The organism is Nocardia alni (genome assembly GCF_019038435.1).
Lineage (GTDB): Bacteria > Actinomycetota > Actinomycetes > Mycobacteriales > Mycobacteriaceae > Nocardia > Nocardia alni.
This window is the reverse complement of sequence record NZ_JAGPOX010000032.1, coordinates 41,757-65,933: the sequence shown is the minus strand read 5'-3', so window position 1 is coordinate 65,933 and position 24,177 is coordinate 41,757. Positions and strand designations below refer to the sequence as shown.

Genomic DNA, 24,177 nt, shown 5'->3' with positions numbered 1-24,177 from the left:
TCTGCGGGGCGGCGGAATCAGCGAATCGTGCAGCCCGGTGCGACCGGACGACCCGCGAACCGATCGGCCAGGTAGTTCATACCGCCCATGGCCTCACCGATCGCCGCGCCGTTGTGGGTCGGGAAGCGCGAATGGATCGCCGTGAGGGTCGCGCCCTCGGCACAGTAGCGATCGACCAGCGCGGTGAATGCGCTCACGGGGATCACGTCATCGGATGTGCTGTGGTACAGGTACATCGGGGTATCTGGTGCAGACCCACCGAGTTCGTCTACGTTCGCCGCAGCCAGAAATTCCCTGCTGCCCAACAGGTTCGGAACTCTCGAATAGTCGTCGACGCGGGCGTTCACGTTCTCCGGCACCAGATCCGAGCCACAGGCGGTGGCGTCCGTGGCCAGCAGCGCCCGGCCACGGTCGTTGAGCAGATCGGGCAGGCCCGATTCGGGCTGATTACGGGTCAGCGCCAACAGGATCAGCAGTGCGAGCCCGGCCTGCGGGCCGCCGTCCACCCGCCGCGCGATCGTGGGAATGTCGGCCGGCACACCGCCGCTGCTGATGCCCGCGAACCGGACCTCCGGCGCATACTCGGCCCGCAGCTGCGCCGCCCACAGCGTCGCGAACGCACCACCCGAATAACCCCATCCGCCAATGGGACTCGCCGCGCTCACGCCGCCGGCCCCGAAGGCACGCGCGGCGCGCACACCGTCCAGCACCGCCCGGCCCGCGCCGACGCCATCGAAGAACCGCGACTGCGGCCCCTCGTAATCGCTGATCACCAGCGCCCAGCCGCGCAGCAGCGCCGCCGTCATGAACGGCACGTCCAGCAGTGTGTTGACCACGCCGAGATCCCGCCCGCCGGACAGCGCGAAGGACGGCGCGCATCGGGTATCGAGACTGTCCTCGGGCACCTGGTAGCTCAGCAGCGGGCGGGCGCCGGGCCACGGCATCGGCATCGGCGGCACGAGAACCGTCGCGACGTCCAGGCCCGGGCGCCCAGCCGAATCCGTTGTGCGATAGCGCAACTGCCATGCCGCGACCGGAATCGGCAGGCCGAACACGGAGATCGGGCGCACGCCCAGCACCGAACCGTTCGCCCGGCCGGCCAGATCCGCGGGCGCGGCGTAGAACGAATCATCGTCGGGAAGCGGCGCATCGGCGCGAGCAGGGGGTTCGGTCAGCATCACCGTCAGTGCCAGAACGGCCAGGGCCACGAGCGTCACGTCCCGAATACGGCGCGGCACAGACATTCCAGCTACCCACCAGCATCCCATTGCACCCCTCCTGCATCACACACCACGAATACCGCGGAATTTCCGTCCAGCGACCGAACCCCTCACCACCGGAGAATTCACCGTAGCTCCCCGGAATGCGCAGGTCAACGTCACCTCTCTCAGCACACCGCCCAGTCTGGTTACCGATCGGCGACATCTCAGTCGGTCGACGGGATCCATGCCGGATGCCACAATCGCCCGGTCTCGGTCCAATTCATATAGCGCACGGTGCCGGTGATTTTCGGGGTCACCCACACCGCGTCCTTACGCTCGTCGGGGGTGAGTTCGTTGTCGAACGGACTGGTCGCGCGCTTCAGGCGGTGCATCCGGGCGGCCAGCGCGGCCATCTCCTGTTCGCTGAATCCGGTACCGACCCGGCCGACGTAGTACAGCCGCTCCTCGTGCCGCACCCCGACCAGCAACGAGGCGAACTGCCGCACGTCGCTGCGCCGCCACCCGCCGACCACCACCTGCTGGGTGCGCCAGTTGCGGGTCTTGACCCACGACTGCCCGCGCCGCCCCGGCAGATACACCGAGTCCAGCCGCTTGGCGACCACACCCTCCATGCCGTGAATCTGACTGTAGTGCAGCGCATCCGGCCCGGAACCGGCCAGTCGCGGCGGCACGACCAGCGATTGCGCTCGTCCGGCCAGCGCCTCCAGCACCCGGCGGCGATCCGAATACCGCTTGCGCACCAGCGATGTACCGTCCAGGTACAGCAGGTCGAAGGCGACGAATACCGCCCGCGCCGCATCCACCTGGAGCAGGCCGAGATTCGCGACGCCGTGATCGTCGAAGACCACCGCCTCCCCGTCGAGTATCGCGCGATGCCCGGCGAGTTCGCTGCCCAGTGCGGCCACACGGGGGTAGCGGCCGGTGACGATATTTCCGGCGCGGCTGCGCAAGGTGACCGCGCCGTCGTCGATCTCGACGATCAGGCGGAAGCCGTCCCATTTGGTCTCGAACGCCCACTCGTCCGCGTCCAGGGTCGTCACGTCTCCGGGCGTGGCCAGCATGGGGGTCAAGCCGTGCGGCAACCCTACTGTCCGGCGTGACTCCGGGCTCGAAACAGGCTGCACCGCTTCCGGTTCCGGCTTCATCAAATGCATCAGCCACTGGTTGCCGTTGGTCTGGATCAGCGCGTACCGGCCGTCGAGCCGGGTGCCGCGCAACCGCACGATCACCTCGTCGGCACGCCATTTCTCGGTCTCGTAGGTGCCCGAGTCCCAGATCGTCATCTCACCGGCGCCGTACTGCCCCTTCGGGATCGCGCCGTGGAAGTCGAGGTATTCCAGGGGATGATCCTCGGTGTGCACGGCCAGGCGGTTCTCGTCGGTGGAGGTCGGCGGACCCTTCGGCACCGCCCATGACACCAGGACGCCGTCGCGTTCCAGGCGCAGGTCCCAATGCCGGCGCCGGGCGTGATGCTCCTGCACCACGAACCTGTCTCCCGGGCCGGGCGTGGGCGATTGCGCCGGAACGGGTTCCGGGGTGCGCTCCGGATCGCGCATGGACCGGTAGGTGCTCAGCGCGTCGGCCGCGACATCCGGCGGCGGTGCGGTGTCCAACCCCGCCAGCGCGTCGCCGTGCTCGTGCCAGCGATCCAGCACCTCGTCGAAGGTCAAGTGCCGCAGGCGTTGCCGATCCTCGATCTCCTCCCAGTGACGCGGCGCGGCGACCGTGGGATAGGTACGCCCGCGCAGCGAGTACGGGGCGATCGTGGTCTTGGACGGGTTGTTCTGGCTCCAGTCCAGGAAGACCTTGCCGGAACGGGCCGATTTGGCCATCGTCGCGGTCACCTGGTCGGGATGCAATCGCTCGAGCCCCTGCGCCACCTGTTTGGCGACCGTGGTCGCCCCGCGCGCACTGAGTGTGCGATCCAGCGGCACGTAGACGTGGATGCCCTTGCTGCCGCTGGTCACCGGGTATGCCTCGAGGCCCACATCGCGGACCGTATCGCGGATCCACAGCGCCACCTGCGCGCATTCGGCCAGTCCGACGCCCGGCCCGGGATCCAGATCGAAGACCAGCCGCGTGATCGGCCCCCGCTCCGTCCCCTTGAAAACCCATTGCGGCACATGGATTTCCAAGGCAGCCTGCTGCCCCAGCCACGCCATCCCCGCCACCGAGTCGATCAGCGGATAGACCACGCGACGGTCCGAATGCACCTGCGCCTGCCGGTCCAGCCAGCCCGGCGCGTGCTCGGCCAGATTCTTCTCGAAGAACGACGGCTCGGCCACGCCGTTGGGCCAGCGCTTGCGGGTCACCGGCCGCCCGGCGATATGCGGGAGCAGCGCGGGCGCGATGGCGGTGAAATAGTCGATGACCTCACCCTTGGTGGTGCCCGTGGCCGGATACAACACCTTGCCGAGGTTGCTCAATTCAACCTCGGTACCCCCGAAATCCCGGCGGGCCACCATATTCGAAGTTTAGTGGCAGGCACCGACAAATCCGGCCCGGCACACACCGGCGAACACCCTGGCGCACCGACGGCACGGGCCGCTCGCGTCCGATATGGACGACGAACGGCCCGGTCAAGGCGCGATAGCTCAGTCTTTCGGCGGCTCCGCCTCGGCCGACGGCTCCGGCGCGGCCTCGGTCGGCGGCTCCGGCGCGGCCTCGGTCGGCGGCTCCGGCGCAGCCTCGGTCGGCGGCTCCGGCGCAGCCTCGGCCACGGGCTCGGCGGCAGCGGACTCGCCCGCCGGCTTCGCGGCAGCGGCCTGAGCCTTGAGGCCGATCACTGCTGCTGGGTTCGGCGTGCCCTTGGACGTGAGGTCGCCCAACTCCTTGGCCAACTCCTGGGCGGCCTGAGCCGCGGCCTCGGCAGCCGCCACAGCCGGTGACGGCTCCGCAGCGGGCGTGGACGCTGAGGCATCCTCGGCTACCGGCTCGGCCTTCACCCCGGCAGACTGTGCAGGCACGGCCTTACCCTCGGCGGCGGGTTCCGGCGCGGCCTCGGCCGCAGGTGCGGACTCGGCCTTCGCCGCGGGTTCGGGCGCGGCCGCGGGCGCGGCCTCGGCAGCCGGTTCAGCGGCCGGTGCGGTGGCGGCGTCGGCAGGTGCGGCCGTGGGCTTGGTGTCGGCCTGCTCCGGGATAACGCTCTTGACGGCCTCGGCCCCCTTCCCGATCTCCTTGGAGAACTTGCCGCCGGTCTTCTCGTCGATGAACTCGCCCGCTTTATCCACGGCTTGCTGAATTTTGTCGGAGTTCTCCGCGGCGACATCCTTGCCCCTGCCGAGCAAACCCTTCAGCGTATCCATCAAGCCCATCGGCCCCTACTCCTTCACAATCAGTCTTACCGGGCTGGTCAGCCCACATCCTCCCACCAGCGCACCTGCGGCGCGACCGCATTGGCATCGATCCGTTGACCTGGCAACGGAACCGAGACCGAGGTGCCCGCGGCCTGGGCCGCGGTGACCAACCGCCGCACCGGCTCCGACCAACCGTGGAACGCCAAATTGAAGGTGGCCCAATGGATCGGGACGAGCAGGCCGTGCCCGGCCCCGGCGCAGACGTCCGCGTGCGCGCACACCGCTTCCTCCGGATTCATGTGCACGTCGGGCCAGTGCACGTCGTAGGCGCCGATCGGCAGCAACGTCAGATCGAAGGGCCCCAGGCTCGCGCCGATCTCGGCGAATGCCTTGGTGTATCCGGTATCTCCGCCGAAATAGACGCGATGGGCGGACCCCGCGATGGCCCACGACGCCCACAGCGTCGTATTGCGCACCAGCCCGCGGCCGGAGAAGTGCCGGGCCTCGGTACAGGTGATCACCAGATCGCCGCCGTCCCGCGCGCCACCGATCTCGGACAGCGAAACCGAAGCGCCCCAATCCAGCTCGATGATCCGCGACTCGGGCACCGACCAGGTGCGCAGATGCGCGCCGATGCCGATCGGCACCACGAACGGCGCGTCCTGACCGGCGACCAGCGCGGCCACCGTCGGCCGGTCCAGATGGTCGTAGTGATCGTGCGATATGACGATCGCGTCCAGCCGCGGCAGCGCCTCGATCGGCGTCGGCACCGGATGCAGCCGGGCGGGCCCGACCGCCGCCGAAGGCGAAACCCGTTCGCTCCACACCGGATCGGTGAGTATCCGATACCCGTCGACCTCGAGCAGCGTCGACGCGTGCCCGTACCAGGTGACCGCGAGATCACCTGCCCGCTCCGGCACATCCGGTGTGACGAGCGGGATTCGGCCCGCGGGACGCCCGATGCCGCGCCTGGTCAACGCCGAGAACAGCAGCGACAGACCCGCTCCCGGCGCGAACTGGGTGCTCGGCTCGGTGTTGTGGAACTGCCGGTTGCGGTAGCGGGCCGACCGCACGGCCACCGGCGCGATCGCCGACGCCGACGCACCCATGGCCGCGGGCATCTCCCATACCGCGCGCGCGACCCAGGCCAGGCCGACCGCGCCGGCGACGCCCAGGGCCGTGCGGCGCGCGAGTGAGACCAGTGTGCCCGGTACGCGCCCCTCGATCATCCTCATTACCGCCCCTCGAAGTTGGCCGGACGCTTCTCCTGCCGGGCCACCCGGGCCTCGGCCGCGTCCGCGCTGTTCCAAGCCGCCTCGAGCGCCTTGCGCTGCTCGGGGGTTTCCGCACCGCGGGTACCGTCGTCGTTGAGCACGAGCTTGAGGTGGCGCAGCGACAGCGGTGCGAGCTTCGCGATCGACTCGGCCCACGCCTGCGCGTCGGCCAGCGTGCCGATGCGGTTGGCGAAGCCGAAAGAATAAGCGTCGGCGGCGGATACGGTCTCCGCACCCAGCAGGATGGTCCGCGCGGGGCCACCGCCGATGAGCGCCGCCAGCCGGCGCACGGTCCACCGGTCCACGGAGATGCCGAGCTTCGCGGCCGGGATGGCGAGGTAGGACTCCGGGCTCATGACCCGCAGGTCCGAGGCCAGCGACAGCTGCACGCCCGCACCGAACGCCCCACCGTTGATCGCGGCGATCACCGGCACCGGCACGGTCTCGATGGTCGCGAGCAGATCCATCAGCGCGTCCAGAAATGTCTGCGAATACACCCCGTCCAAGTCCGCGCCCGCGCTGAAGACGGCCCCCTGGCCGGTCAACACGATCACGCGGGCATCGGACGCCGCGCCGACGACGGCCTCGCGCAGCTGGCCCACCAATTCTTCATTGAGGGCGTTGCGACGCTCCGGACGCTGTAACTCTATGGTGACCACGTCACCGTCGCGGCTCACTGCTAGCAATGGGGCCTCCCCGAATTTCTGCGGTAGTGGTTCGGTCGTCAATATCATCGTCAATATCATCACTGTATGCGGCGACAGGTTGCCCGGCCGCACTCGACGCACCCCGCGTACCGTTGGCGGTCGTGGACGCACCCGATGTCGAGATCCTGGTGATCGGCGCCGGCCAGGCCGGACTATCGGCCGGATACCATCTGCAGCGCCTCGGCCTGCGGGCGGAACAGGACTTCCTGATCGTCGACCACGCGCCCGGACCGGGCGGGGCCTGGCAGTTCCGCTGGCCGTCGCTGACGCTGACCACCGTTAATCGAGTGCACGACCTGCCCGGTATGTCGTTCGCCGAGGTTCTGGCCCCCGGTTCGGAGCAGGCGCAGGCCGCCACCGCCGTACCGGAGTATTTCGCACAGTACGAGAAGCGCTTCGACCTGCGGGTACGGCGTCCGGTGTCGGTGCGGGTGGTCTGCGACAGATCCACGCCCGCCACCTGCCCGGCGCAGGCAGTCGACGGACTGCTGCACGCCGAGACGGTCGCGGCCGAATCCACCGGCACGCCAACGCCTCCCACCACCTTCGAACCGCCCCTGCGGGTGCGCGGCCTGATCAACGCGACCGGCACCTGGGAAAAGCCTTTCATCCCTTACTATCCCGGCGCCGAGACCTTCGCCGGGCGACAGCTGCACGCGCACGACTACCGCACCCCTGACGAATTCGCCGGTAAACACGTCGTGGTGGTCGGCGCCGGAATCTCGGCGGTACAACTGCTCGACGAGATCTCCCGGGTGACCACGACCACCTGGACAGCACGCACCGAACCCCGCTGGCGCGAGGATGATTTCACCCCCGAGATCGGCCGCCGGGCCGTCGCGATGGTCGAAGACCGGGTGCGCCGCGGCCTCCCGCCGCGCTCGGTGGTGTCGGTGACAGGGCTGCCCGTCGACGCCCGCATCCGCGCCGCCCGCGCCCGCGGCGTACTGAACTGGCATCCGATCTTCGCCCGCATCGAACCCGGCGGCGTGCGCTGGCAGGACGGTACGTTCCAGCCCGCCGACGTCATCCTGTGGGCCACCGGATTCCGCAGCGCGCTGGATCATCTGGCCCCACTACGACTGCGCGGCCCCGGCGGCGGCATCACCATGACCGGCCGCCTGGCCACCCAGGTCGCCGCCGATCCGCGCATCCACCTGCTCGGTTACGGCCCCTCGGCCAGCACCATCGGCGCCAACCGCGCCGGCCGCGCGGCGGCCGTCGAACTCCTCGCCCACCTCCGTTCCGCCTCTCCGCGACTTCAGCGCACGACTGAGAGCCGTTGACTGTTGTGCACGCGCGGCGGCGGTTGACAGCCGAACCGATTTTGGGCGTACCCGGCAGCTTGCCGTCCTGCGGCTTGGGCTGGCGTCCTGTGTCTTACACATCCAAGCCGACGGTGAAGGTGTCCGGGTGGGGGCCCGTGCGGGTTCCGCTGTCCAGGGCCGTGATCTCTCGCATCTGGTCGGGAGTCAGCTCGAAGGAGAACACGTCGAAGTTCTCCTGAATGCGCGAGGGCGTCACCGATTTGGGGATGACGATGTTGCCCAGCTGAATGTGCCAGCGGATGACCACCTGGGCGGGGGTGCGCTCGGCCTCCTGCGCGATCCGGGCGATCACCGGATCTTTCAGGACGGTCCCCTGACCCAGCGGGCTCCACGCTTCGGTCGCGATGCCGTGTTCGGCATGGAAGGCGCGCAGTTGCGCCTGCACGAGGTTGGGGTGCAGCTCGATCTGGTTCAGCACCGGGGTCTCGCCGGTCTCGCCGATGACCCGCTCCAGATGTTCGACCTTGAAGTTCGACACACCGATCGAGCCAACCCGACCCTGTGACTTCAGCGCCTGAAACGCCCGGAACGTGTCGAGGTAGCGATCCGCCGCAGCTACCGGCCAGTGAATAAGATAGAGATCCAGATAGTCGAGGCCGAGCCGCTCCATGCTGGCGTCGAAGGCGCGCAGCGTCGAGTCGTAGCCCTGATCGGCGTTCCACAGCTTGGTGGTGAGGTAGACCTCGTCGCGGGGCAGGCCGGATTTGCGCACGGCCGTACCGACCTCGGTCTCGTTGGAGTAGGCCGCCGCGGTGTCGATGCTGCGGTATCCCACCTCGAGCGCCGACATCACCGCGGCCTCCGTCGCGGACTCGGGAACCTGGAACACACCGAAGCCGAGCTTGGGTATCACCTTCCCGTCGATCAACACTATCGACGGCACTGCGCTGGTCTCGCTGCGATAGGTCACAATGCGACGGTAGAAGCGGTTCGCCGAACCGTCAACGAACGCTCCTCGCGTGTTGATATGGCAATCTCACGGTAAACCCAACCGACGGTACCGCAGCCGCCGGACGGCACGCAGCTGCTCACTCGGCCTGCTCCGCAACTCGGCCAGCTCACCCGCGATCGCGTCGACCATGCGCCGGGCGAACGCGGTCGGCTCGTCCGCGGCGTCGGGAAATTCGGGCACGATGCGATCGACCACGCCGTCGGCCAGCAGTTCGGCCGCGCGGATGCGCTGTGCCGCAGCCAGTTCCGGTGCGTGCCCGGTATCACGGAAGACGATGGCGCTGGCGCCCTCCGGGGGCAGCGGCGCCAGCCAGGCGTGAGCGGCGGCCAGGACCCGGTCGGCCGGAAGCAGGGCCAGCGCGCCGCCGCCGCTGCCCTGTCCCAGCAGCACCGAAACGGTCGGGGTGTCGAGTGTCACCAGATCGGCCAGACAGCGGGCGATCTCGGGGGCCAGACCGCGCTCCTCGGCCTCGCGTGACAGGGCCGCACCGGCGGTATCGATCACCAGGACCAGTGGCAATCGCAGCTCGGCCGCCAGCTGCATACTGCGCCGGGCCTCGCGCAGCGCGGCCGGACCCATGGTGTTCTCGCCGGTCTGACCGGCGCGATCGTGGCCGAATATCACGCACTCCCGACCCCGCAGGCGGGCCAGGGCATGCACCACTGTCCGATCGGCTTCACCCTGTCCGGTGCCGCTGAGCGGAACCCGGTCGGTCGCGCGACGCAGCAGCTCACGGATGCCCGGCCGGTCCGGGCGGCGGGAGATCAGCACCGAATCCCACACGGCGCGACGATCATCCGGGACCGCTGCGGCATCCGGACCGGGCACGTCGACCACGGGGCTGTGCACCGGGTCGCCGATCACCACATTCAGCACCCGATGCACGATCCGGCGGAACACCCGCACCGGGACGACGCCATCGATCACGCCGCTGCGATACAGGTTCTCCGCGGTCTGCACCCCCTCCGGAAAGTCCCGGCCGTACAGCGCCCGATAGACCCGGGGACCGAGGAAGCCGATCAACGCGCCCGGCTCCGCGAATGTCATATGCCCCAGCGAACCCCAGGACGCGAATACCCCGCCCATCGTCGGATCGCGCAGATACACCAGGTACGGATGCCCGGCCGATTTATGCGCCGCCACGGCCCCGGCGACCTTGACCATCTGCACGAACGCGACCGTGCCCTCCTGCATTCGGGTGCCGCCGGAGGTCGGTGAGGCCACCAGCGGCAGCCCCAACTCGGTGGCGCGCTCGACCGCGGACACGATCCGCTCGGCCGCGGCCACCCCGATCGATCCGGCGAGAAAGCCGAATTCGCAGGCGATCACGGCTATGCGGCGGCCGCGCAGACGTCCCTCACCGGTCAGGACGGACTCGTCGGTCCCGGCCCGCACGGCCGCCGCGCGCAACTCCGCGCGATACCGCGCCGTGGCGGGTATCTCGGCAGGTGCTCGATCCCAGCTCACGAACGAGCCGGGGTCGAGCAGTTCGTCCAGCAACTCCCGCGCCGAGATCTTCACAGCACGAGACTAGCCGTCGCCCTATTCCGAGCAGCCCGAAGCGGCGAGGGTGCCTCGCCCTCGGCAGGGATACGCACCGGTTCCAGCGCGCTGAAGCGGGTGCGTATCCCTGCAGGGCGAGTACCTGTGCCGTAGCGCCGGAACACGCCGCGGTATGTAATGCCCTTCGGAATACCGGACCGCTCAGTAGCCCTGGACGACCTTGCGCAGCGCGTACTCGGTGACCGAGACCAGCGCCTGCTTCACCGGCTCACGCCGGCGCGCATCGATCGACATGATCGGCACATCCGCGGGGACCGCCAGCGCCTGGCGGATGTCCTCGGTCGGATACCGGGGCGCATCGTCGAACTCGTTGATGGCCACCAGGAAAGGTAGGCTGCGCGCTTCGAAATAATCGACCGCCGCGAAGCTGTCCTCCAGCCGACGGGTGTCGACCAGCACCACGGCGCCGATGGCGCCGCGGATCAGGTCGTCCCACATGAACCAGAAGCGGTACTGCCCAGGTGTGCCGAACAGGTAGAGCACCAGGTCATCGGCGAGGCTGATCCTGCCGAAGTCCATGGCCACCGTGGTGGTGGCCTTCGTCGGCACGGCGGCCAGGCTGTCGACGCCAACACTGGCGTTGGTCACCAAGGCCTCGGTGCGTAGCGGAACAATCTCCGATACGGCACCGACAAGGGTTGTTTTACCCACACCGAAACCGCCGGCGACCACGATTTTCGCCGAAGTCGGCTTACTCGTGCGCGTATCGACGGCCGTCGAATCATATACGCCGGAGTCCACTGAGAACCCTTTCGATCAGCTCGCGACGTTCATCGTCGCTCGAATCGTCTTTCAATGTCGCCGAGACTCGTACGTGTCCGGCCTCGATGAGGTCGGCGACGAGGACTCTTGCCACCCCGATCGGAATACCCAGCCGGGCGGCCAGTTCGGCGACAGATGGCGACTCCCTGCACAACTCCACGATGGACGTCTCGATGTTGGTGAGTTCGAACTGCCGCTCCAGGGCGACCGGATGCGATGCGACGAGAGCCTCCAACGCCAACTCGACCGTCGGCCGTGTCCGACCGGCGGTCAACGAGTACGGGCGTACGAGGCTGGGCTCGGCGCTCCCCATGCGCTGGTTGTCTATGTCCATCCCACCATCAGGAACCCATCGTGACGCGAGGTGTGGCCTGGACTGTCTGGCCCACTCGCTCGACCAGCAGCGCCATCTCGTATCCGACCTGGCCGATATCGCAGGACGTATTCGTCAGCACCGCCAGATAGGACCCGTCGCCGACGGCCATCAGGAGTAGGTAGCCGTGTTCCATCTCGACTACCGACTGCAGGACGGTGCCGCCCTCGAACAGGTTCGACACGCCCACCGAGAGGCTGGCTAGCCCCGCGGTGACAGCGGACAACTGCTCGGCACGGTCTACGGGCAACTGAGCGCTCGCGGCCATCAACAGGCCGTCCGCCGAAACCAGCACGGCATGAGCGACGCCAGGAACCTCGTTGGCGAAGTTCGAAACCAGCCAGTCCAGCTGACGGTTCGTACCACCTAGATCGGGGTTCATCGGTCTCCTTTATCTCCGGTTAGGTTCATTGCCTTCATTGCGCGGCCATCCCGGACGCCCTGCTGGTGACGACTCAGACTTGACCTGATGGATTCGGGGTCACGCCCGCGGCCACCAGCCGGGGCTCGGTCGGCCTTCGCATGAACGCCACCGGGCACCAGCCGGTTACCCGGATCGCGTTGCGGCAATCCGGATTCGGTGCGCTTCTCCGAGGGGGTCTCGATGGCCCGCCGGGCGGCCTCCCAGCCCTCATCACCCGGTGATTCGAAGGCGGCGGCCATCTGAGACCGGTCCGAGTTCGGATCGGACAGCCAAGCCGACATCATCTCGGCGAAGATCGGGCTGTCCGCCATGGTGGCGGGGGTCTCCTCCGCGGGCTGCAGACGAGTCTGGAAGAACGCGGCCGTCTTCTGCGGGTTGGACCGGAAGCTGTGGCGGCCGCGCTCGCGCCCGTCACCCGAGTCCTCGGACAGGTCCGCGGATTCGGCCTCCCGCTCCGGCGCGCGCGGCAGGCTCAGCCCCGGTGTCGGCAGCGGCCGCGGCGGCAATCCGGCGCCCGGCTGCCGGCGCGGCAGACCGCCGAGACCCGGATCACGCTCCGGCAGGGCTGTACCACCCGCATCCCGCTGCGGCAGACCGGTTCCGGTCACCTCTCGCTTCGGCAGGCCACCGCCCGAATCGCGCTGCGGCAGACCGTTACCCGAGGGCAGATCACCGGTCAGCGGATCCCGCTTCGACCGCCCGCCGACCAGCGGATCCCGCTGCGGCAAACCACCGCTCGACGGCTCTCGCTGGGGCAAACCATCACTCAGCGGATCGCGCCGCGGCAGACCGTTACCCGACTCCCGCTGCGGCAGACCATCGCCCAGCGGATCGCGCCGTGGAAGACCGCCATTCGAATCGCGCTGGGGCAGGCCACCGTTCGTGTCACGCTGCGGCAGACCACCACTCGTGTCACGCTGCGGCAGGCCACCGTTCGCATCACGCTGCGGCAAACCGCCACCCGTGTCACGCTGCGGCAGGCCACCGTTCGCATCACGCTGCGGCAGACCACCACCCGTGTCACGCTGCGGCAAACCACCACTCGCATCACGCTGCGGCAAACCACCGTTCGTGTCCCGCTGCGGCAACCCGCCATTCGTGTCACGCTGCGGCAGACCATTGCCCAGAGCATCGCGTGCCGGAAGACCATTCCCGCCGGCATCCCGCTGCGGCAGACCACCCGCGCCGCGCCGCGGCAGACCGTTGGCGCCGGGCTGACGCTTGGGCAGACCGTTACCGCCGACATCGCGGCCGTCGGCGTCCGAACCGCTCGGATCGCGCTGCGGCAGACCGTTGCTCGCGGGATCCCGCGGCGGCAGACCACCCGCCAGCGAATCCCGTTGCGGCAGACCGCCGCTCGGATCACGCGGAGGCAGACCGTTACCTGCGCCGCCGCGCTGCGGCAGACCGCCCGCGCCGCGCTGGGGAAGGCCGCCCGCTCCGGGCTCCCGCAACGGCAGACCGGGGTTGGTCGGCGGACGTTCCGGCAGACCCGAGCCGCCGGTCTCACGCAGTGGCAGGTTCGGGTTGGTCGGCGGACGTTCGGGCAGACCCGGCCCACCGGGCCCGCGCTGGGGCAAACCACCGGATCCGGCATCGCGCGGCGGTATGCCGCCCGAACCCGGTTCGCGCTGCGGCAGGCCGTTACCGCCCAGACCGTTACCGCCGCCACGCTGACGCTGCGGCAGACCACCCGGACCACCCGGACGCGGCGGCTGCCCCGCCGCACCGGGCTGGCGCTTGAGCATATTCGCGGCCAGGCTCGCCTGCGGCTGCAGGCCACCGGCGGCGGCCGGACGCTGCGGCAGATTCGCACCCGGCTGCGCGGCCGGCGCCTGCGGGCCGTTCGCACCGGGCTCGCGCTGCGGCAGACCGTCGGATCCACGCTGTGCGACGTTCTGTCGCACCGTGGGACCGTTCGTCCCGGGCTGACGCTGTGGCAGTCCGCCGGACACCGAGGTTCCCGGCTGACGCCGCGGCAGGCCACCGATCCGGTCCGCACCGCCGGAGTCGGCGCCGCTCTGATCGCCCCGGCTCGGCGCGTCCAGCAGACCATTGGCCGCCGCACCACCGGCCGCACCGATGAGCCCGCCCGCGACACCGTCGTCGACCGCCGCGGTGCGATCGTCCGCACCGGCCGCGAGCTGCCCGCCCGCACCGGGATCCACGGTGACCATCATGTTGCCGCTCGGGGTGCGGGTGACCGCACGCGTCTGCATCGACGCCGCAATACCTGACTGATCCGCCGTCGGCCGCGGCTTCGCCGGGGTGATCGACTGCAGGTTCGCCTGCGTCGGCACCGACATCGTGCCACCCACCGGCGGCACGATGATCGGCTTGGGCAGGTGCACCGTCACGGTGACACCCGGATCGCGGGCCGTGTCGAATGTCGCTCGCAGCCGCACCGTCAATCCGTGACGCTCGGCCAGGCGGCCGACCACGAACAGACCCATGTGCCGCGCGGTGTCCGGACCGACCTCGGCCGTGGTCTCGAGGCGGCGGTTGATATCGGCCATCTCGGCCGGGGGCATACCGATGCCACGGTCGGCGACCTCGACGAGCAGGCCCTGATCGTGGGCCTGCGCGAAGGTGAACTTGACATCGGTCTCCGGCGGCGAGGCGCGTAGCGCGTTGTCCAGCAGCTCGGCGAACAGGTGCGCCAAGTCCGAGGCCGCCGGTTCGGTGATGGCGCCGCGCGGGGTCGCGCCCAGCTTCACCCGCTCGTAGTCCTCCACCTCGGAGATGGCCGCACGCAGCACGTCGGCGATCTCCACGGGGGCGGACTTACCGCGGCGCTGCCGGGTACCGGCCAGAATGAGCAGGTTGTCACCATTGCGCCGCATACGGGCGGCGAGGTGGTCCAGCCGGAAGAGGTTTTCCAGCAGGCGCGGGTCCTTCTCGTCGTACTCCATCGCCTCGATGAGCGAGAGCTGATGGTCGACCAGTGACTTGGAGCGCCGGGCCAGGGTCTCGAACATGTCGTTGACCTGGCTACGCATCGAGGCCTGGTCGGCGGCCAGGCGCAGGGCCTGCCCGTGGATGTCGTCGACGGCGCGCGCGAGCTGACCGACCTCCTCGTCGGTGGGCACCGGCATCGGCTCGAGCGGCACCTCCTCGGGGCTGGCGCCGTCACGCAGCCGCGCGACCTCGTGGCCGAGGTCGTACTCGGCCACGCGCAGCGCGGCCAAGCGCAGCCTGCGCAGGGGCACGATCATCGAGCGGGCGATCACCACCGCGAGCATCAACGCGGCCATGATGGTGACGATCACGATCGCGGCATACCGAATCGCGCCGGTCCGGGCGTTGTCCGCCAGGACGTTGACGCGCGAGATGATGTCGGAGCTCGCCTTGTTCACGACCGTCTGATAGACGTTCAGGCTGTCCAGCACCGATTGCCGCAAATCCTGGATCGGGATCTGCCCGGCGGCGACCTGCGAGCCGGTGGTGAGCTGGATCCGCTTGGTGACCCAACTGGTCAGCTGGGCGATCGTCGGATCACCGTCCGGGAACCGATGCGACAGGATGTTCAGCATCTGCCGCTCGGTGTTCTCCGCGATCAGCAGGTCCTGCACGCCGCCCTTGGGGTCGCCGCGCAACGCCTCCGCCAGGCCCGCGGCCTCGGAGACCATCACCGCGCGGGTGTTCAGCGAGTCGACCAACCGCTGCTTGGCCGCGTCGACGCCCGGATCGGAGATCGTCGCGGTGATCGCCTCGGTGGTGCGGACACTGCTCTGGCGGATCGCCTCCTCCTGGTTGAGGGCGTCCTGCACGGTCGGCGTCGGGTTCTTCCCGCCGGCCCGGACGGCCTGCGCACCCGTGATCATCCCGTCGATGGCCGCCCGGCCACCGGGCACGCCGTCCAACCGCGGGGCGGCCTTCTGTGCGGCCTGGATTGCCCCGTCCAACTGGGTGAGGTCGGCGTCCTGCACCAGGGACTGCCCCGGGCCGATCTCCACCATCTGCTCACCGGACACCACCGCCGACGCGGCGCTGAGCCCGGTCACTGCCGGAATCGCCGACACCTGGGTGACCGAGGTGTTCAGTTGACTCGAGTCGCTGAACTGGGCCGCGATCCTGGACGCGCCGAGCACCACCGATACAAGGAGGGGGACGGCAAGGACGGCCGTAACCTTCCAACGCAGGTCCCAGTTGCTAAGCGCCCAACGCTTGTTGCCGGACCTAGCGGCGTCACGCATCTCCACTCACTTTCCAAACTGGCCCCAGCCATGCGCCATCAGCGAGCCTCCACAATCGCATGGCTGGGCTCGTTGGGCACACCTGGCCGAGAACTGCGGCAGGCCGTGAATGTGCGTCCTTGACGGCCGAAATATGTGACATGCGATTCTAACGGATCAATAACTTCTTGTGTGACCTCTTGGCAACCTTCAGCCATTGACCTGCCGGTTCCAGACAAAATCAAAGGTCGCAACGTCCGCCCGGACGTCGCGTGAAGTCTGCCACAATCAGGCTGATCTATCGAGGCGGGCATCGAGGCGAGGCAGGGAGTCACACGGTTGAAGGCGAAGCAGGAGTACCGGCCCACCTACCAGACGAGCCTGGTCGACCCGTCGGACTTCTGGCGTGCCGCCGCGGAGGCTGTCAGCTGGGATGTTCCACCCACTCAGATCCTCGACGGTGCGGCCCGTCCGACGGCCCGCTGGTTCCCGGACGCTCGCTTGAACACCTCCTACAACGCGCTGGATCGGCATGTGCGCGATATCACACCGCAAGCACCCTCGACGGAGGATACCTCGGGCCGTGATCTTTCCGACACCGATTCGTCATCCCCCGGGGATGAAAGCTTTCCCATCGGAGGTCGCGCCGATCAACCGGCCCTAATATACGACTCCGCTATGACGGGCGCCACAGTCGTCTATACCTACGCCGAGCTGCTGGACGAGGTCGCCCGGTTGGCCGGTGCGATGCTGCGACTGGGGGTGCGTCCCGGCGATCGCGTCATTATCTATATGCCGATGATTCCCGAGTCGGTCATCGCGATGCTGGCCTGCGCCCGAATCGGCGCGGTGCACTCGGTGGTCTTCGGCGGATTTGCCGCACATGAACTGGCTGCCCGCATCGACGATGCGGAGCCGGTGCTGATCGTCACCGCATCCGGCGGCCTGGAACCCAACCGGCGGATCGAATACCCGCCGATCGTGCTGGACGCGCTCGAGCTGGCGCGCACTACCGTGCCCAGACATGTGGTGGTCAAGCACCGCGCCGGCTTCCCGGCGCTGCGCTTCGCCGCCCCGCAACCCGCTACGGACCGACTACCCGGTTCCTCGGAAAGCGTCGCCGCCCAGTGGCTGGATTGGGAGGATATGGTCCTTGACGCGCAACCGGCCGATCCGGTGCCCGTCGCGGCCACCGACCCGCTCTACATCCTCTACACCTCCGGCACCACCGGCAGACCCAAGGGCGTGGTGCGCGACAACGGCGGCCATGCGGTCGCACTGGCCTGGTCCATGCGCTACATCTACGACATGTCGCCGGGGCAGGTCATGCTCACCACGTCCGATATCGGCTGGGTGGTCGGACACTCCTACATCGTCTACGCGCCCCTGCTCATCGGCGCGACCACCGTGTTGTACGAGGGCAAGCCGATCGGCACCCCGGACGCCGGAACCTACTGGCGGCTGGTCGAGCAGCACCGGGTGCACGTCATGTTCACCGCACCCACCGCACTGCGCGCCATCCGCCGCGCCGACCCCGAGGCCGCCCTGGCCCACCGGTACGACCTGTCCACGCTGCGGGCGCTGTTCTGCGCCGGGGAGCGGCTGGACCCGGCGACCCTCGAATGGACCCGCGACGTCCTGCTGGAGAGTCATCCCGACTGCCCGGTGGTGGACCACTGGTGGCAGACCGAGACCGGCTGGCCGATCTGCGCGGACCCGCTGGGCCTGCAAGAGCTTCCGATCAAGATCGGTTCGGCCTCGCTGCCGGTGCCCGGCTACCGGCTGCGGGTGCTGGACTACGAGGGCGACGCGGTGCCGGTGGGCACCGAGGGCAATATCGTGATCGGGCTACCGCTGCCCCCCGGCACCCTGACCGGCCTATGGGGCGACGACGAGCGATTCGAACAGTCCTATCTCTCCGCCTTCCCCGGCCACTACCTGACCGGCGATTCCGGCTACTTCGACGAGGACGGCTACCTATACGTCCTGGGCCGCAGCGACGATGTGATCAACATGGCCGGGCACCGACTATCCGCGGGCGGCATCGAGGCCGCCGTCGCCGGACATCCCGCGGTCGCCGAATGCGCGGTGATCGGCATTCCCGACGAGCTCAAAGGTCAGCGGCCGATCGCCTACGTGGTACTCAAGACCGACGCGACCGGTGAGACCGTCCCGGTCGACCCGGATGAACTGCGCGAGGAGCTGATCGCCCGGGTGCGCGCACAGATCGGGGCCATCGCGACGCTGCACGACGTGGTGATCGTGCAGGCGCTGCCCAAGACCCGGTCCGGCAAGATCATGCGCAGGACGATGCGGCAGATCGTGTCGGGTGACCCCTGGGAGATGCCCGCGACCATCGAGGATCCGGACGTGCTGATCGCACTGGCCGACCAGATCATGGTCGGCCGCCATCCCGGGCCCGCCCCCGCGGGCTCGGGAGATCCATCGGTCTCGTCCTCATAGTTTTCTCAGAGTAGGTTCACACCGATCCCAGAGCTGATGCCTAGAGTCGAGGCATGATCTCGCCGCGTTCACGCCTCGCCGGTATCGCCCTCACAGTCGGCGGGCTGACCACCGCCGCCGCCCTCCTCACCCCCGGTATCGCCGCCGCCGACCCCACCGACATGATGGCGCCGCTGCTGAATACGACCTGCAGCTTCGACCAGGTCGACCGCGCGCTGCATGCCAAGAACCCCCAGATGGCCTCGATTCTGGATCAGAATCCGAGTATGAAGGCGCAGCTGCAGCAGAAGTTCAACGAGCCACCGGCCCAGCGCCGCGCCGAGGTCCAGCAGTACCTCGCCCAGAATCCGAACGCCGCCCAGCAGGCCCAGAACGATCCGCGCGCGGGGCAGCTCCAGCAGACCATGCAGGCCGTCGCCGACTCCTGCCACAACTACTAAAGCTCCGTCACCTTCCCCGAGTTGCCGCCCGCACCTGTGCAGAATGAATCTGTGAGCGAGCGCGACAACCCTAGTGTCCTGTTGGTCGACGACGACGAGGATCTGTTGGCGTCGGTCGAGCGGGGGCTGCGGCTATCCGGATTCCGGGTGCTCATCGCCCGGGACGGGGCCGAGGCGCTGCGTTGTGTGAACGAGCAGTCGCCCGACGCCCTCGTCCTGGATATGAACATGCCGGTGCTGGACGGCGCCGGGGTGGTGACGGCGCTACGCGCGATGGGCAACGAGGTGCCCATCTGCGTGCTGTCCGCCCGCAATTCGGTGGACGATCGGATCGCCGGGCTGGAATCGGGGGCCGACGACTATCTGGTCAAGCCGTTCGTGCTGGCCGAACTGGTCGCCCGGATTCGGGCGCTGCTGCGCCGCACCGACGCCGTACCGCAGCTGTTGCCGGGTGCGATCACCGTGGGCCCGGTGGAGGTCGACGAGGCGGGCTACCGCGCGCTGCTGAACGGCCGTGAGATCGAACTCACCAAGCGCGAATTCGAGCTGCTCTCGACACTGGCACGCAACGCGGGAGTGGTGCTGAGCCGCGAGCGCCTGCTGGAACTGGTCTGGGGCTACGACTTCGCCGCGGATACCAATGTGGTCGACGTCTTCGTCGGCTACCTACGACGCAAACTCGAGGGCGACGGGACACCGCGCATGCTGCACACCATTCGCGGTGTCGGGTTCGTCCTGCGAGCGCCGAAATGAGCACGGGCGCCGATTCCACGGTAGCCACCCCCCTGATCGACTCGAGTTGCCCGCGGTCCGCCACACCGGGCCGCCCGCGCATCCGCCGCTCCTACTCCCTGCGCACCAGGGTGGCCGCGGCCGCGGCGCTGGGGGCGATCATCATCACCGCGCTGCTGGGCTGGATGTCGGTGCTGGCGATCAAGCGCAACAGCCTCGCCCAGGCCGACCAGGAACTGGCCGTGGCCTCCCGTCTCGTGCTGATGCAACCGGTGATCGCCGTGGGTGTGCTGTCGCTGGTCAACACGAACAAGGATCTGGCCGTCACCGTGCGCGACGACGGCACGGTATCGGCGTCGACGATCATCGAACTGCCGCAACTGGATCCGGGTTCGTACACGCTGTCGCTGGACGACACCCCCTACCGGGTGCTCGCCACCACCGAGAATCAGCGGGCGGGCCGCACGGTATCGATAGCCATTCCGCTCAACGACGCCTATCACACGAACAGCGAACAGCGTCACTGGGTGCTGAGCGCCGCCGGACTGGCGATGCTCGCCGCTGCCGGGCTGGGCTGGGTATTCGGCGGCCGAGCGGTGCGGCCGATCGTGGATCTCACCCGGCAGGTCAGCCAGCACAGCGGCACCGGGGCGGAGGCGCCGGTCGCGGGTTCGGGCGTGCGCGAGGCCGAACAACTCGCCGAGGCGGTGAACCATCTGCTGGAACGAGTGCGCAAGGCCCAGGCCGAGACTGCCGCGGCACTGGAGACCGCCCGGGATTTCGCGGCGGTGTCCGCGCACGAGCTGCGCACCCCGCTGACCGCCATGCGCACGGACCTCGAGGTGCTGCGCACCCTGGATCTGGACGAGCAGCAGCGCGCGGAGATCCTCACCGACCTGCAACGCAGCGAGGAACGGGTGGAGGCGACACTCGCCGCGCTGGAACGACTGGCCGCCGGCGAGCTCACCAACGAACGCGACCACGTCGAGACCGATATCGCCGATCTGGTCGACCAGTCCGCACACGACGCCATGCGCCACTTCCCGACGCTGGCCGTGCGCATCGACACAGATCCCGAGCTGATCACGCGCTGTCTGCCCGCCGGACTACGCCTGGCGGTGGACAACGCGCTGACCAATTCGTACCGGCATGGGGGCGCCACGCAGGCGCTGGTGTCCGCACACCGCACCCCGAAGGGCATCGTGATCTCCGTCGACGACAACGGCCGTGGCATACCCGCCGACGAACGCACCGCGGTCTTCGACCGCTTCTTCCGCGGCAGCCAGGCCACCAAGGGCGGCTCGGGCCTGGGCCTGGCCCTGGTCGCCCAGCAGGCCCAACTGCACGGCGGGCGAGCCTACTTCGAGGACAGCGACATGGGTGGCGCGCGCCTGGTCCTGGAGCTTCCCGACCGATAAGGCCGCCCACCGGCCGGATATCCGGCCGGTGGGCGGCCTCTTGCGCGCTCGGCGCTGGAAAGTTCTAGTTGACGACGTCGATCAGGTCGATGACGAAGACCAGGGTCTTGCCGGACAGCTGATGACCGGCGCCCGCGGGACCGTAGGCCAGCTCCGGCGGGATTGTCAGCTGGCGACGCCCGCCCACCTTCATCCCCGGAATGCCCTCCTGCCAGCCCTCGATCAGGCCGCGCAGCGGGAAGGTGATGGATTCGCCACGACCCCAGGACGAGTCGAATTCCTCGCCCGTGTCGTATTCGACGCCCACGTAGTGCACCTCGACGGTGCCGCCGGGCACCGCCTCCGCGCCCTCCCCGTCGACCAGGTCCTTGATCACCAGCGTGCTGGGCGCCGGGCCGTCCTGGAACTCGACTTCAGGCTTGGTCATGCGTCCTCTTCCGTATCGGTGGATTAGCCAGTTAAGCGTTCACCATATCGTTGCCCGCGAAACCAGAAACTCCGTATGGATGATCAAGCGCACATTGCCCCGACAACCTCGGAATATGACGAGTCGACCGAACCATGCGCCGAGCGCGTCGTCCGGACCTGACACCGACGCGGCGGATCCGGAGCGCCGGCGCCGGACATGCTCGAGCGGGTCGTCGCCTCGGCATGCTGTTCGGTGGCTCGGGCGCCGTGTGGACAAGGCAGGATGGATCGCCGTGGCCGTAGTGATCGATATAGACGACCCCGCAGACACCCGGGTCGATGGGTTTCGCGACCTCAAGTCCGCGGACCGGCGGCCCGATCTGCCGGAGCGGCAGGGGCTGGTGATCGCCGAGGGAGTCGTGGTGGTGCAGCGCATGCTGACCTCGCGGTTCATCCCGTTCGGGCTGTTCGGCGTGCCGCGGCGGTACGAGGAGCTGGCCGGCGATCTGGCTGGGGTGGACGTGCCGTACTACCGGGCCACCGCGGAGGTGATGGCCGAGGTGGTGGGCTTCCATCTCAATCGCGGCGTGCTGGCCGCCGCGCGGCGGCCGCCCGAACCGGACCTGGACGCGGTGCTGGATTCCGCGCGCACGGTCGCGGTGCTCGAGGGCATCAACGACCACGAGAACATCGGCTCGATCTTCCGCAACGCGGCCGGGCTCGGCGCGGACGCGGTGCTGTTCGGCGATCGCTGCGCCGATCCGCTGTACCGCCGCGCCGTGCGGGTCTCGATGGGGCACGTGCTGCGCGTCCCGTTCGCCAGATTGCCGCAGTGGCCCGGTAGCCTGGAGTCGTTACGCAGCAGAGGATTCCAGATCATCGCACTCACCCCGAATCCGGCCGCGGCCACGCTTGCGCAGGCCCTGTCCGGCGAGCGGGTCGCGCTGCTGCTCGGCGCCGAGGGCCCGGGTCTGACCGAGGAGGCGATGTGCGCCACCGACATCCGAGCCCGCATCCCCATGACACCCGGCACCGATTCGCTCAACGTGGCCACCGCCGCCGCGATGGCCTTCTACGAAAGGGTGCGTAACTCATGAGCTCTCTGCCCCGGCCACAGGGCACCCGATACGGCGCCTACCCGGAACCAACGCCATGGGCCGCCGGAATCGCAGTCGCGGCCCTGGTCGCAGCACTCACCGCCGCCGGCGTCTACTCCTTCGGAATCGCACTGGCCCAGGTCCACTGGCTACTCGCGGTAGCCGTAAACCTCATCGCCGTCGGCGGCGCGGCGCCGTCCGCCTGGCGCTGGCGCACCACACCGGTCGTACGCTGGGTGCTCGCAGGCATCGCCGCCGGCATCGCCCTGGCATGGTTCGGCCTACTGGTCGTCGCGATCGTGTCCTAGACGGCTGAGCATCCCCGACCCCATTGCAACGTCATCCCCATCGGCTGGACACGGCGGCGGAGCGGATACCCGGGTCGGGCGTATTCTCGCTGGTGCGGCTCGCCCTCGAATGAGCCGGGTGGCCTTGGCACCGGCATACGACTTGTGTACCGCGGTTGTCAGCTGAAGACACCCTCGAGCGTATCCGCTGTCAGGACCCGCTCGGTCCATGTGCGGAGCTGCGTAATGTCCGCGCTGTTCACGGCGTTGATCACGTCGGCGGGCACAGACCGAAACTTCGCCCGCAGCTGTTCCAGCAACGTCTGCGCGCGACCTCGGGCCTCACCTCGGGCCTCACCTCGGGCCTCACCTTCGGCCACGTATTTTTCGGCGAGTGTCACGGCGATCTCCTTCGCTCTCGGACCCAGCAGCTCGTATATCGGTTGTAGATCACCCTTGCCGATCGAGTGGGCGGTGACAAACAAAATATACTCCATCACGTACTCGAACCGCTGTTCCCCGCCTGTGGCATTGAATGATTTATGCAGGTCAGGGCCGTAGTCTTGGGTCAGCAGGCCGATCAGGTCCGGGTTGCGGGGACCGAACCGCAGCAGCACCTTGAGCACCCGCAACTCTGGAGGCTGGGGCAGGGCCAGCATGGCCGGTTCGTCCAGCCGGTTGACATCGTCGAGCAGATATCGTGATCGCGGCACCAGCTCTCCCAGCGCCACGCGGGTCCGCTCGTCCAGGTCGATCAGATCGGCCAGATCCTGTGGGACATTCCAGCGGCGGCCCTCGGGGCTGCAGTGCATCACCAGCGGGATCACCATGGGCAGCTTCTCGGCGTCCGGATGCCGCTTCAGCCATGCACTCCAGAACCGCAGCCGATACTCCTCGAGCCGGTAGGGCATCATCGGATCCGGGCTACTCTGGTGCTCGACCAGGCAGTACAGGAACGCCTCGTTCCCGTCGATCAGCCGGGTCTCGAGCATCAAGTCGGTATGACGCTGCCGCAGATCAGGCCGCACGAAACTGCCCGGATACGGTTTCAGCCAGCCCCAATCGATCCGCGCCGCGGCGGCCTCGGACAGCTGAGAACGCAGCTCCGCGACAGCGTTCTCCTGGTTGCCCATCAATTCCTTGAACAACGAATCATAAGGGGTAGGAGGCGTATCAGCCATAACACGGCAACCTAGCCCCACCCCACCCGAATCCACAACAACCGACAGCGATTCACCCCGACACGCCGAAAACC

The 24,177-nt window shown here is 68.5% G+C and carries 20 protein-coding genes; 7 read left to right on the top strand and 13 right to left on the bottom strand.

What is annotated here, in order from left to right:
- Nucleotides 1-17: 17 nt before the first annotated feature.
- From JZ791_RS15035 to JZ791_RS15015, 5 genes are all read right to left on the bottom strand, one after another.
- Entirely contained in the window at nt 18-1,244 is a 1,227-nt protein-coding gene (locus JZ791_RS15035) for a lipase family protein (RefSeq protein WP_216895218.1), read from the bottom strand.
- Nucleotides 1,245-1,426: 182 nt separating this feature from the next.
- Nucleotides 1,427-3,688, bottom strand: coding sequence for an ATP-dependent DNA ligase (locus JZ791_RS15030; protein ID WP_216895216.1), 2,262 nt, complete (start codon nt 3,686-3,688; stop codon nt 1,427-1,429).
- A gap of 129 nt (nt 3,689-3,817) precedes the next feature.
- The gene (locus tag JZ791_RS15025; RefSeq protein WP_216895214.1) at nt 3,818-4,537 is read right to left on the bottom strand and encodes an antitoxin; all 720 of its coding nucleotides are present in this window, start codon (nt 4,535-4,537) and stop codon (nt 3,818-3,820) included.
- A gap of 38 nt (nt 4,538-4,575) precedes the next feature.
- The gene (locus JZ791_RS15020; RefSeq protein WP_216895251.1) at nt 4,576-5,748 is read right to left on the bottom strand and encodes an MBL fold metallo-hydrolase; all 1,173 of its coding nucleotides are present in this window, start codon (nt 5,746-5,748) and stop codon (nt 4,576-4,578) included.
- A 5-nt stretch (nt 5,749-5,753) separates the two neighbouring features.
- On the bottom strand, nt 5,754-6,479 hold the full coding sequence (locus JZ791_RS15015) for an enoyl-CoA hydratase (RefSeq protein ID WP_216895212.1): 726 nt from the start codon (nt 6,477-6,479) through the stop codon (nt 5,754-5,756).
- Nucleotides 6,480-6,601: 122 nt separating this feature from the next.
- Here JZ791_RS15015 and JZ791_RS15010 point away from each other — a divergent pair, with 122 nt between their 5' ends.
- The gene (locus tag JZ791_RS15010; protein WP_308162932.1) at nt 6,602-7,786 is read left to right on the top strand and encodes an FAD-dependent oxidoreductase; all 1,185 of its coding nucleotides are present in this window, start codon (nt 6,602-6,604) and stop codon (nt 7,784-7,786) included.
- A gap of 94 nt (nt 7,787-7,880) precedes the next feature.
- Here the strand turns inward: JZ791_RS15010 and JZ791_RS15005 are convergent, their stop codons facing one another.
- The 6 genes from JZ791_RS15005 to JZ791_RS14980 all read right to left on the bottom strand — a co-directional run bounded on the left by JZ791_RS15005 (nt 7,881) and on the right by JZ791_RS14980 (nt 16,098).
- Entirely contained in the window at nt 7,881-8,738 is an 858-nt protein-coding gene (locus JZ791_RS15005) for an aldo/keto reductase (protein WP_216895208.1), read from the bottom strand.
- A gap of 66 nt (nt 8,739-8,804) precedes the next feature.
- The gene (locus tag JZ791_RS15000) at nt 8,805-10,301 is read right to left on the bottom strand and encodes a carboxyl transferase domain-containing protein (protein WP_216895206.1); all 1,497 of its coding nucleotides are present in this window, start codon (nt 10,299-10,301) and stop codon (nt 8,805-8,807) included.
- A gap of 183 nt (nt 10,302-10,484) precedes the next feature.
- Nucleotides 10,485-11,084, bottom strand: a complete 600-nt coding sequence (locus tag JZ791_RS14995; protein ID WP_216895204.1) for a GTP-binding protein — start codon at nt 11,082-11,084, stop codon at nt 10,485-10,487.
- Nucleotides 11,065-11,439, bottom strand: a complete 375-nt coding sequence (locus tag JZ791_RS14990) for a DUF742 domain-containing protein (protein ID WP_024800684.1) — start codon at nt 11,437-11,439, stop codon at nt 11,065-11,067. Before JZ791_RS14990 ends, JZ791_RS14995 begins: the two co-directional genes overlap by 20 nt.
- A gap of 7 nt (nt 11,440-11,446) precedes the next feature.
- Complete coding sequence (locus tag JZ791_RS14985; RefSeq protein ID WP_011207200.1) at nt 11,447-11,860, bottom strand: roadblock/LC7 domain-containing protein; 414 nt, start codon at nt 11,858-11,860, stop codon at nt 11,447-11,449.
- Nucleotides 11,857-16,098 (bottom strand): ATP-binding protein, encoded by a 4,242-nt coding sequence (locus JZ791_RS14980; RefSeq protein ID WP_216895202.1) that lies wholly within the window; start codon nt 16,096-16,098, stop codon nt 11,857-11,859. Before JZ791_RS14980 ends, JZ791_RS14985 begins: the two co-directional genes overlap by 4 nt.
- Before the next feature lie 318 nt (nt 16,099-16,416).
- Between JZ791_RS14980 and JZ791_RS14975 the strand changes: the two genes are divergently transcribed.
- Genes JZ791_RS14975 through JZ791_RS14960 form a run of 4 tightly spaced genes read left to right on the top strand, consistent with a single transcriptional unit; the run spans nt 16,417 to nt 21,130 of the window.
- Entirely contained in the window at nt 16,417-18,540 is a 2,124-nt protein-coding gene (locus tag JZ791_RS14975; RefSeq protein ID WP_216895200.1) for an AMP-binding protein, read from the top strand.
- A 53-nt stretch (nt 18,541-18,593) separates the two neighbouring features.
- Nucleotides 18,594-18,980, top strand: coding sequence for a hemophore-related protein (locus tag JZ791_RS14970; protein WP_216895198.1), 387 nt, complete (start codon nt 18,594-18,596; stop codon nt 18,978-18,980).
- A 51-nt stretch (nt 18,981-19,031) separates the two neighbouring features.
- Nucleotides 19,032-19,733 (top strand): response regulator transcription factor, encoded by a 702-nt coding sequence (locus JZ791_RS14965; protein ID WP_216895196.1) that lies wholly within the window; start codon nt 19,032-19,034, stop codon nt 19,731-19,733.
- A complete protein-coding gene (locus JZ791_RS14960; RefSeq protein ID WP_216895194.1) occupies nt 19,730-21,130 on the top strand; it encodes a sensor histidine kinase in 1,401 nt (466 codons plus the stop codon). The genes JZ791_RS14965 and JZ791_RS14960 overlap by 4 nt, the downstream gene beginning before the upstream one ends.
- Before the next feature lie 64 nt (nt 21,131-21,194).
- On the opposite strand, the gene JZ791_RS14955 is transcribed toward JZ791_RS14960, so the two are convergent.
- On the bottom strand, nt 21,195-21,557 hold the full coding sequence (locus tag JZ791_RS14955; RefSeq protein ID WP_216895192.1) for an FKBP-type peptidyl-prolyl cis-trans isomerase: 363 nt from the start codon (nt 21,555-21,557) through the stop codon (nt 21,195-21,197).
- Between the two features lie 274 nt (nt 21,558-21,831).
- Between JZ791_RS14955 and JZ791_RS14950 the strand changes: the two genes are divergently transcribed.
- Nucleotides 21,832-22,635 carry a TrmH family RNA methyltransferase gene (locus tag JZ791_RS14950; protein WP_216895191.1) on the top strand — a complete coding sequence of 268 codons (804 nt, stop codon included), beginning with the start codon at nt 21,832-21,834 and terminating at the stop codon, nt 22,633-22,635.
- Nucleotides 22,632-22,943: a DUF2537 domain-containing protein gene (locus JZ791_RS14945; protein ID WP_216895189.1), complete on the top strand. Its 312-nt coding sequence runs from the start codon at nt 22,632-22,634 to the stop codon at nt 22,941-22,943. The genes JZ791_RS14950 and JZ791_RS14945 overlap by 4 nt, the downstream gene beginning before the upstream one ends.
- A 158-nt stretch (nt 22,944-23,101) precedes the next feature.
- Here JZ791_RS14945 and JZ791_RS14940 read toward each other — a convergent pair whose 3' ends face one another.
- Complete coding sequence (locus JZ791_RS14940; RefSeq protein WP_216895187.1) at nt 23,102-24,103, bottom strand: Rpn family recombination-promoting nuclease/putative transposase; 1,002 nt, start codon at nt 24,101-24,103, stop codon at nt 23,102-23,104.
- Between the last annotated feature and the right edge of the window lie 74 nt (nt 24,104-24,177).

What these genes read in the sequence shown, in the direction of transcription:
- JZ791_RS15030 (WP_216895216.1), bottom strand. Translation starts at nt 3,688, where the DNA reads ATGGTGGCCCGCCGGGATTTCGGGGGTACCGAGGTTGAATTGAGCAAC.
- JZ791_RS15020 (WP_216895251.1), bottom strand. Translation starts at nt 5,748, where the DNA reads ATGATCGAGGGGCGCGTACCGGGCACACTGGTCTCACTCGCGCGCCGC.
- JZ791_RS14990 (WP_024800684.1), bottom strand. Translation starts at nt 11,439, where the DNA reads ATGGACATAGACAACCAGCGCATGGGGAGCGCCGAGCCCAGCCTCGTA.
- JZ791_RS15035 (WP_216895218.1), bottom strand. Translation starts at nt 1,244, where the DNA reads ATGTCTGTGCCGCGCCGTATTCGGGACGTGACGCTCGTGGCCCTGGCC.
- JZ791_RS15025 (WP_216895214.1), bottom strand. Translation starts at nt 4,537, where the DNA reads ATGGGCTTGATGGATACGCTGAAGGGTTTGCTCGGCAGGGGCAAGGAT.
- JZ791_RS14945 (WP_216895189.1), top strand. Translation starts at nt 22,632, where the DNA reads ATGAGCTCTCTGCCCCGGCCACAGGGCACCCGATACGGCGCCTACCCG.
- JZ791_RS14985 (WP_011207200.1), bottom strand. Translation starts at nt 11,860, where the DNA reads ATGAACCCCGATCTAGGTGGTACGAACCGTCAGCTGGACTGGCTGGTT.
- JZ791_RS14955 (WP_216895192.1), bottom strand. Translation starts at nt 21,557, where the DNA reads ATGACCAAGCCTGAAGTCGAGTTCCAGGACGGCCCGGCGCCCAGCACG.
- JZ791_RS14960 (WP_216895194.1), top strand. Translation starts at nt 19,730, where the DNA reads ATGAGCACGGGCGCCGATTCCACGGTAGCCACCCCCCTGATCGACTCG.
- JZ791_RS14980 (WP_216895202.1), bottom strand. Translation starts at nt 16,098, where the DNA reads ATGCGTGACGCCGCTAGGTCCGGCAACAAGCGTTGGGCGCTTAGCAAC.
- JZ791_RS14970 (WP_216895198.1), top strand. Translation starts at nt 18,594, where the DNA reads ATGATCTCGCCGCGTTCACGCCTCGCCGGTATCGCCCTCACAGTCGGC.
- JZ791_RS14940 (WP_216895187.1), bottom strand. Translation starts at nt 24,103, where the DNA reads ATGGCTGATACGCCTCCTACCCCTTATGATTCGTTGTTCAAGGAATTG.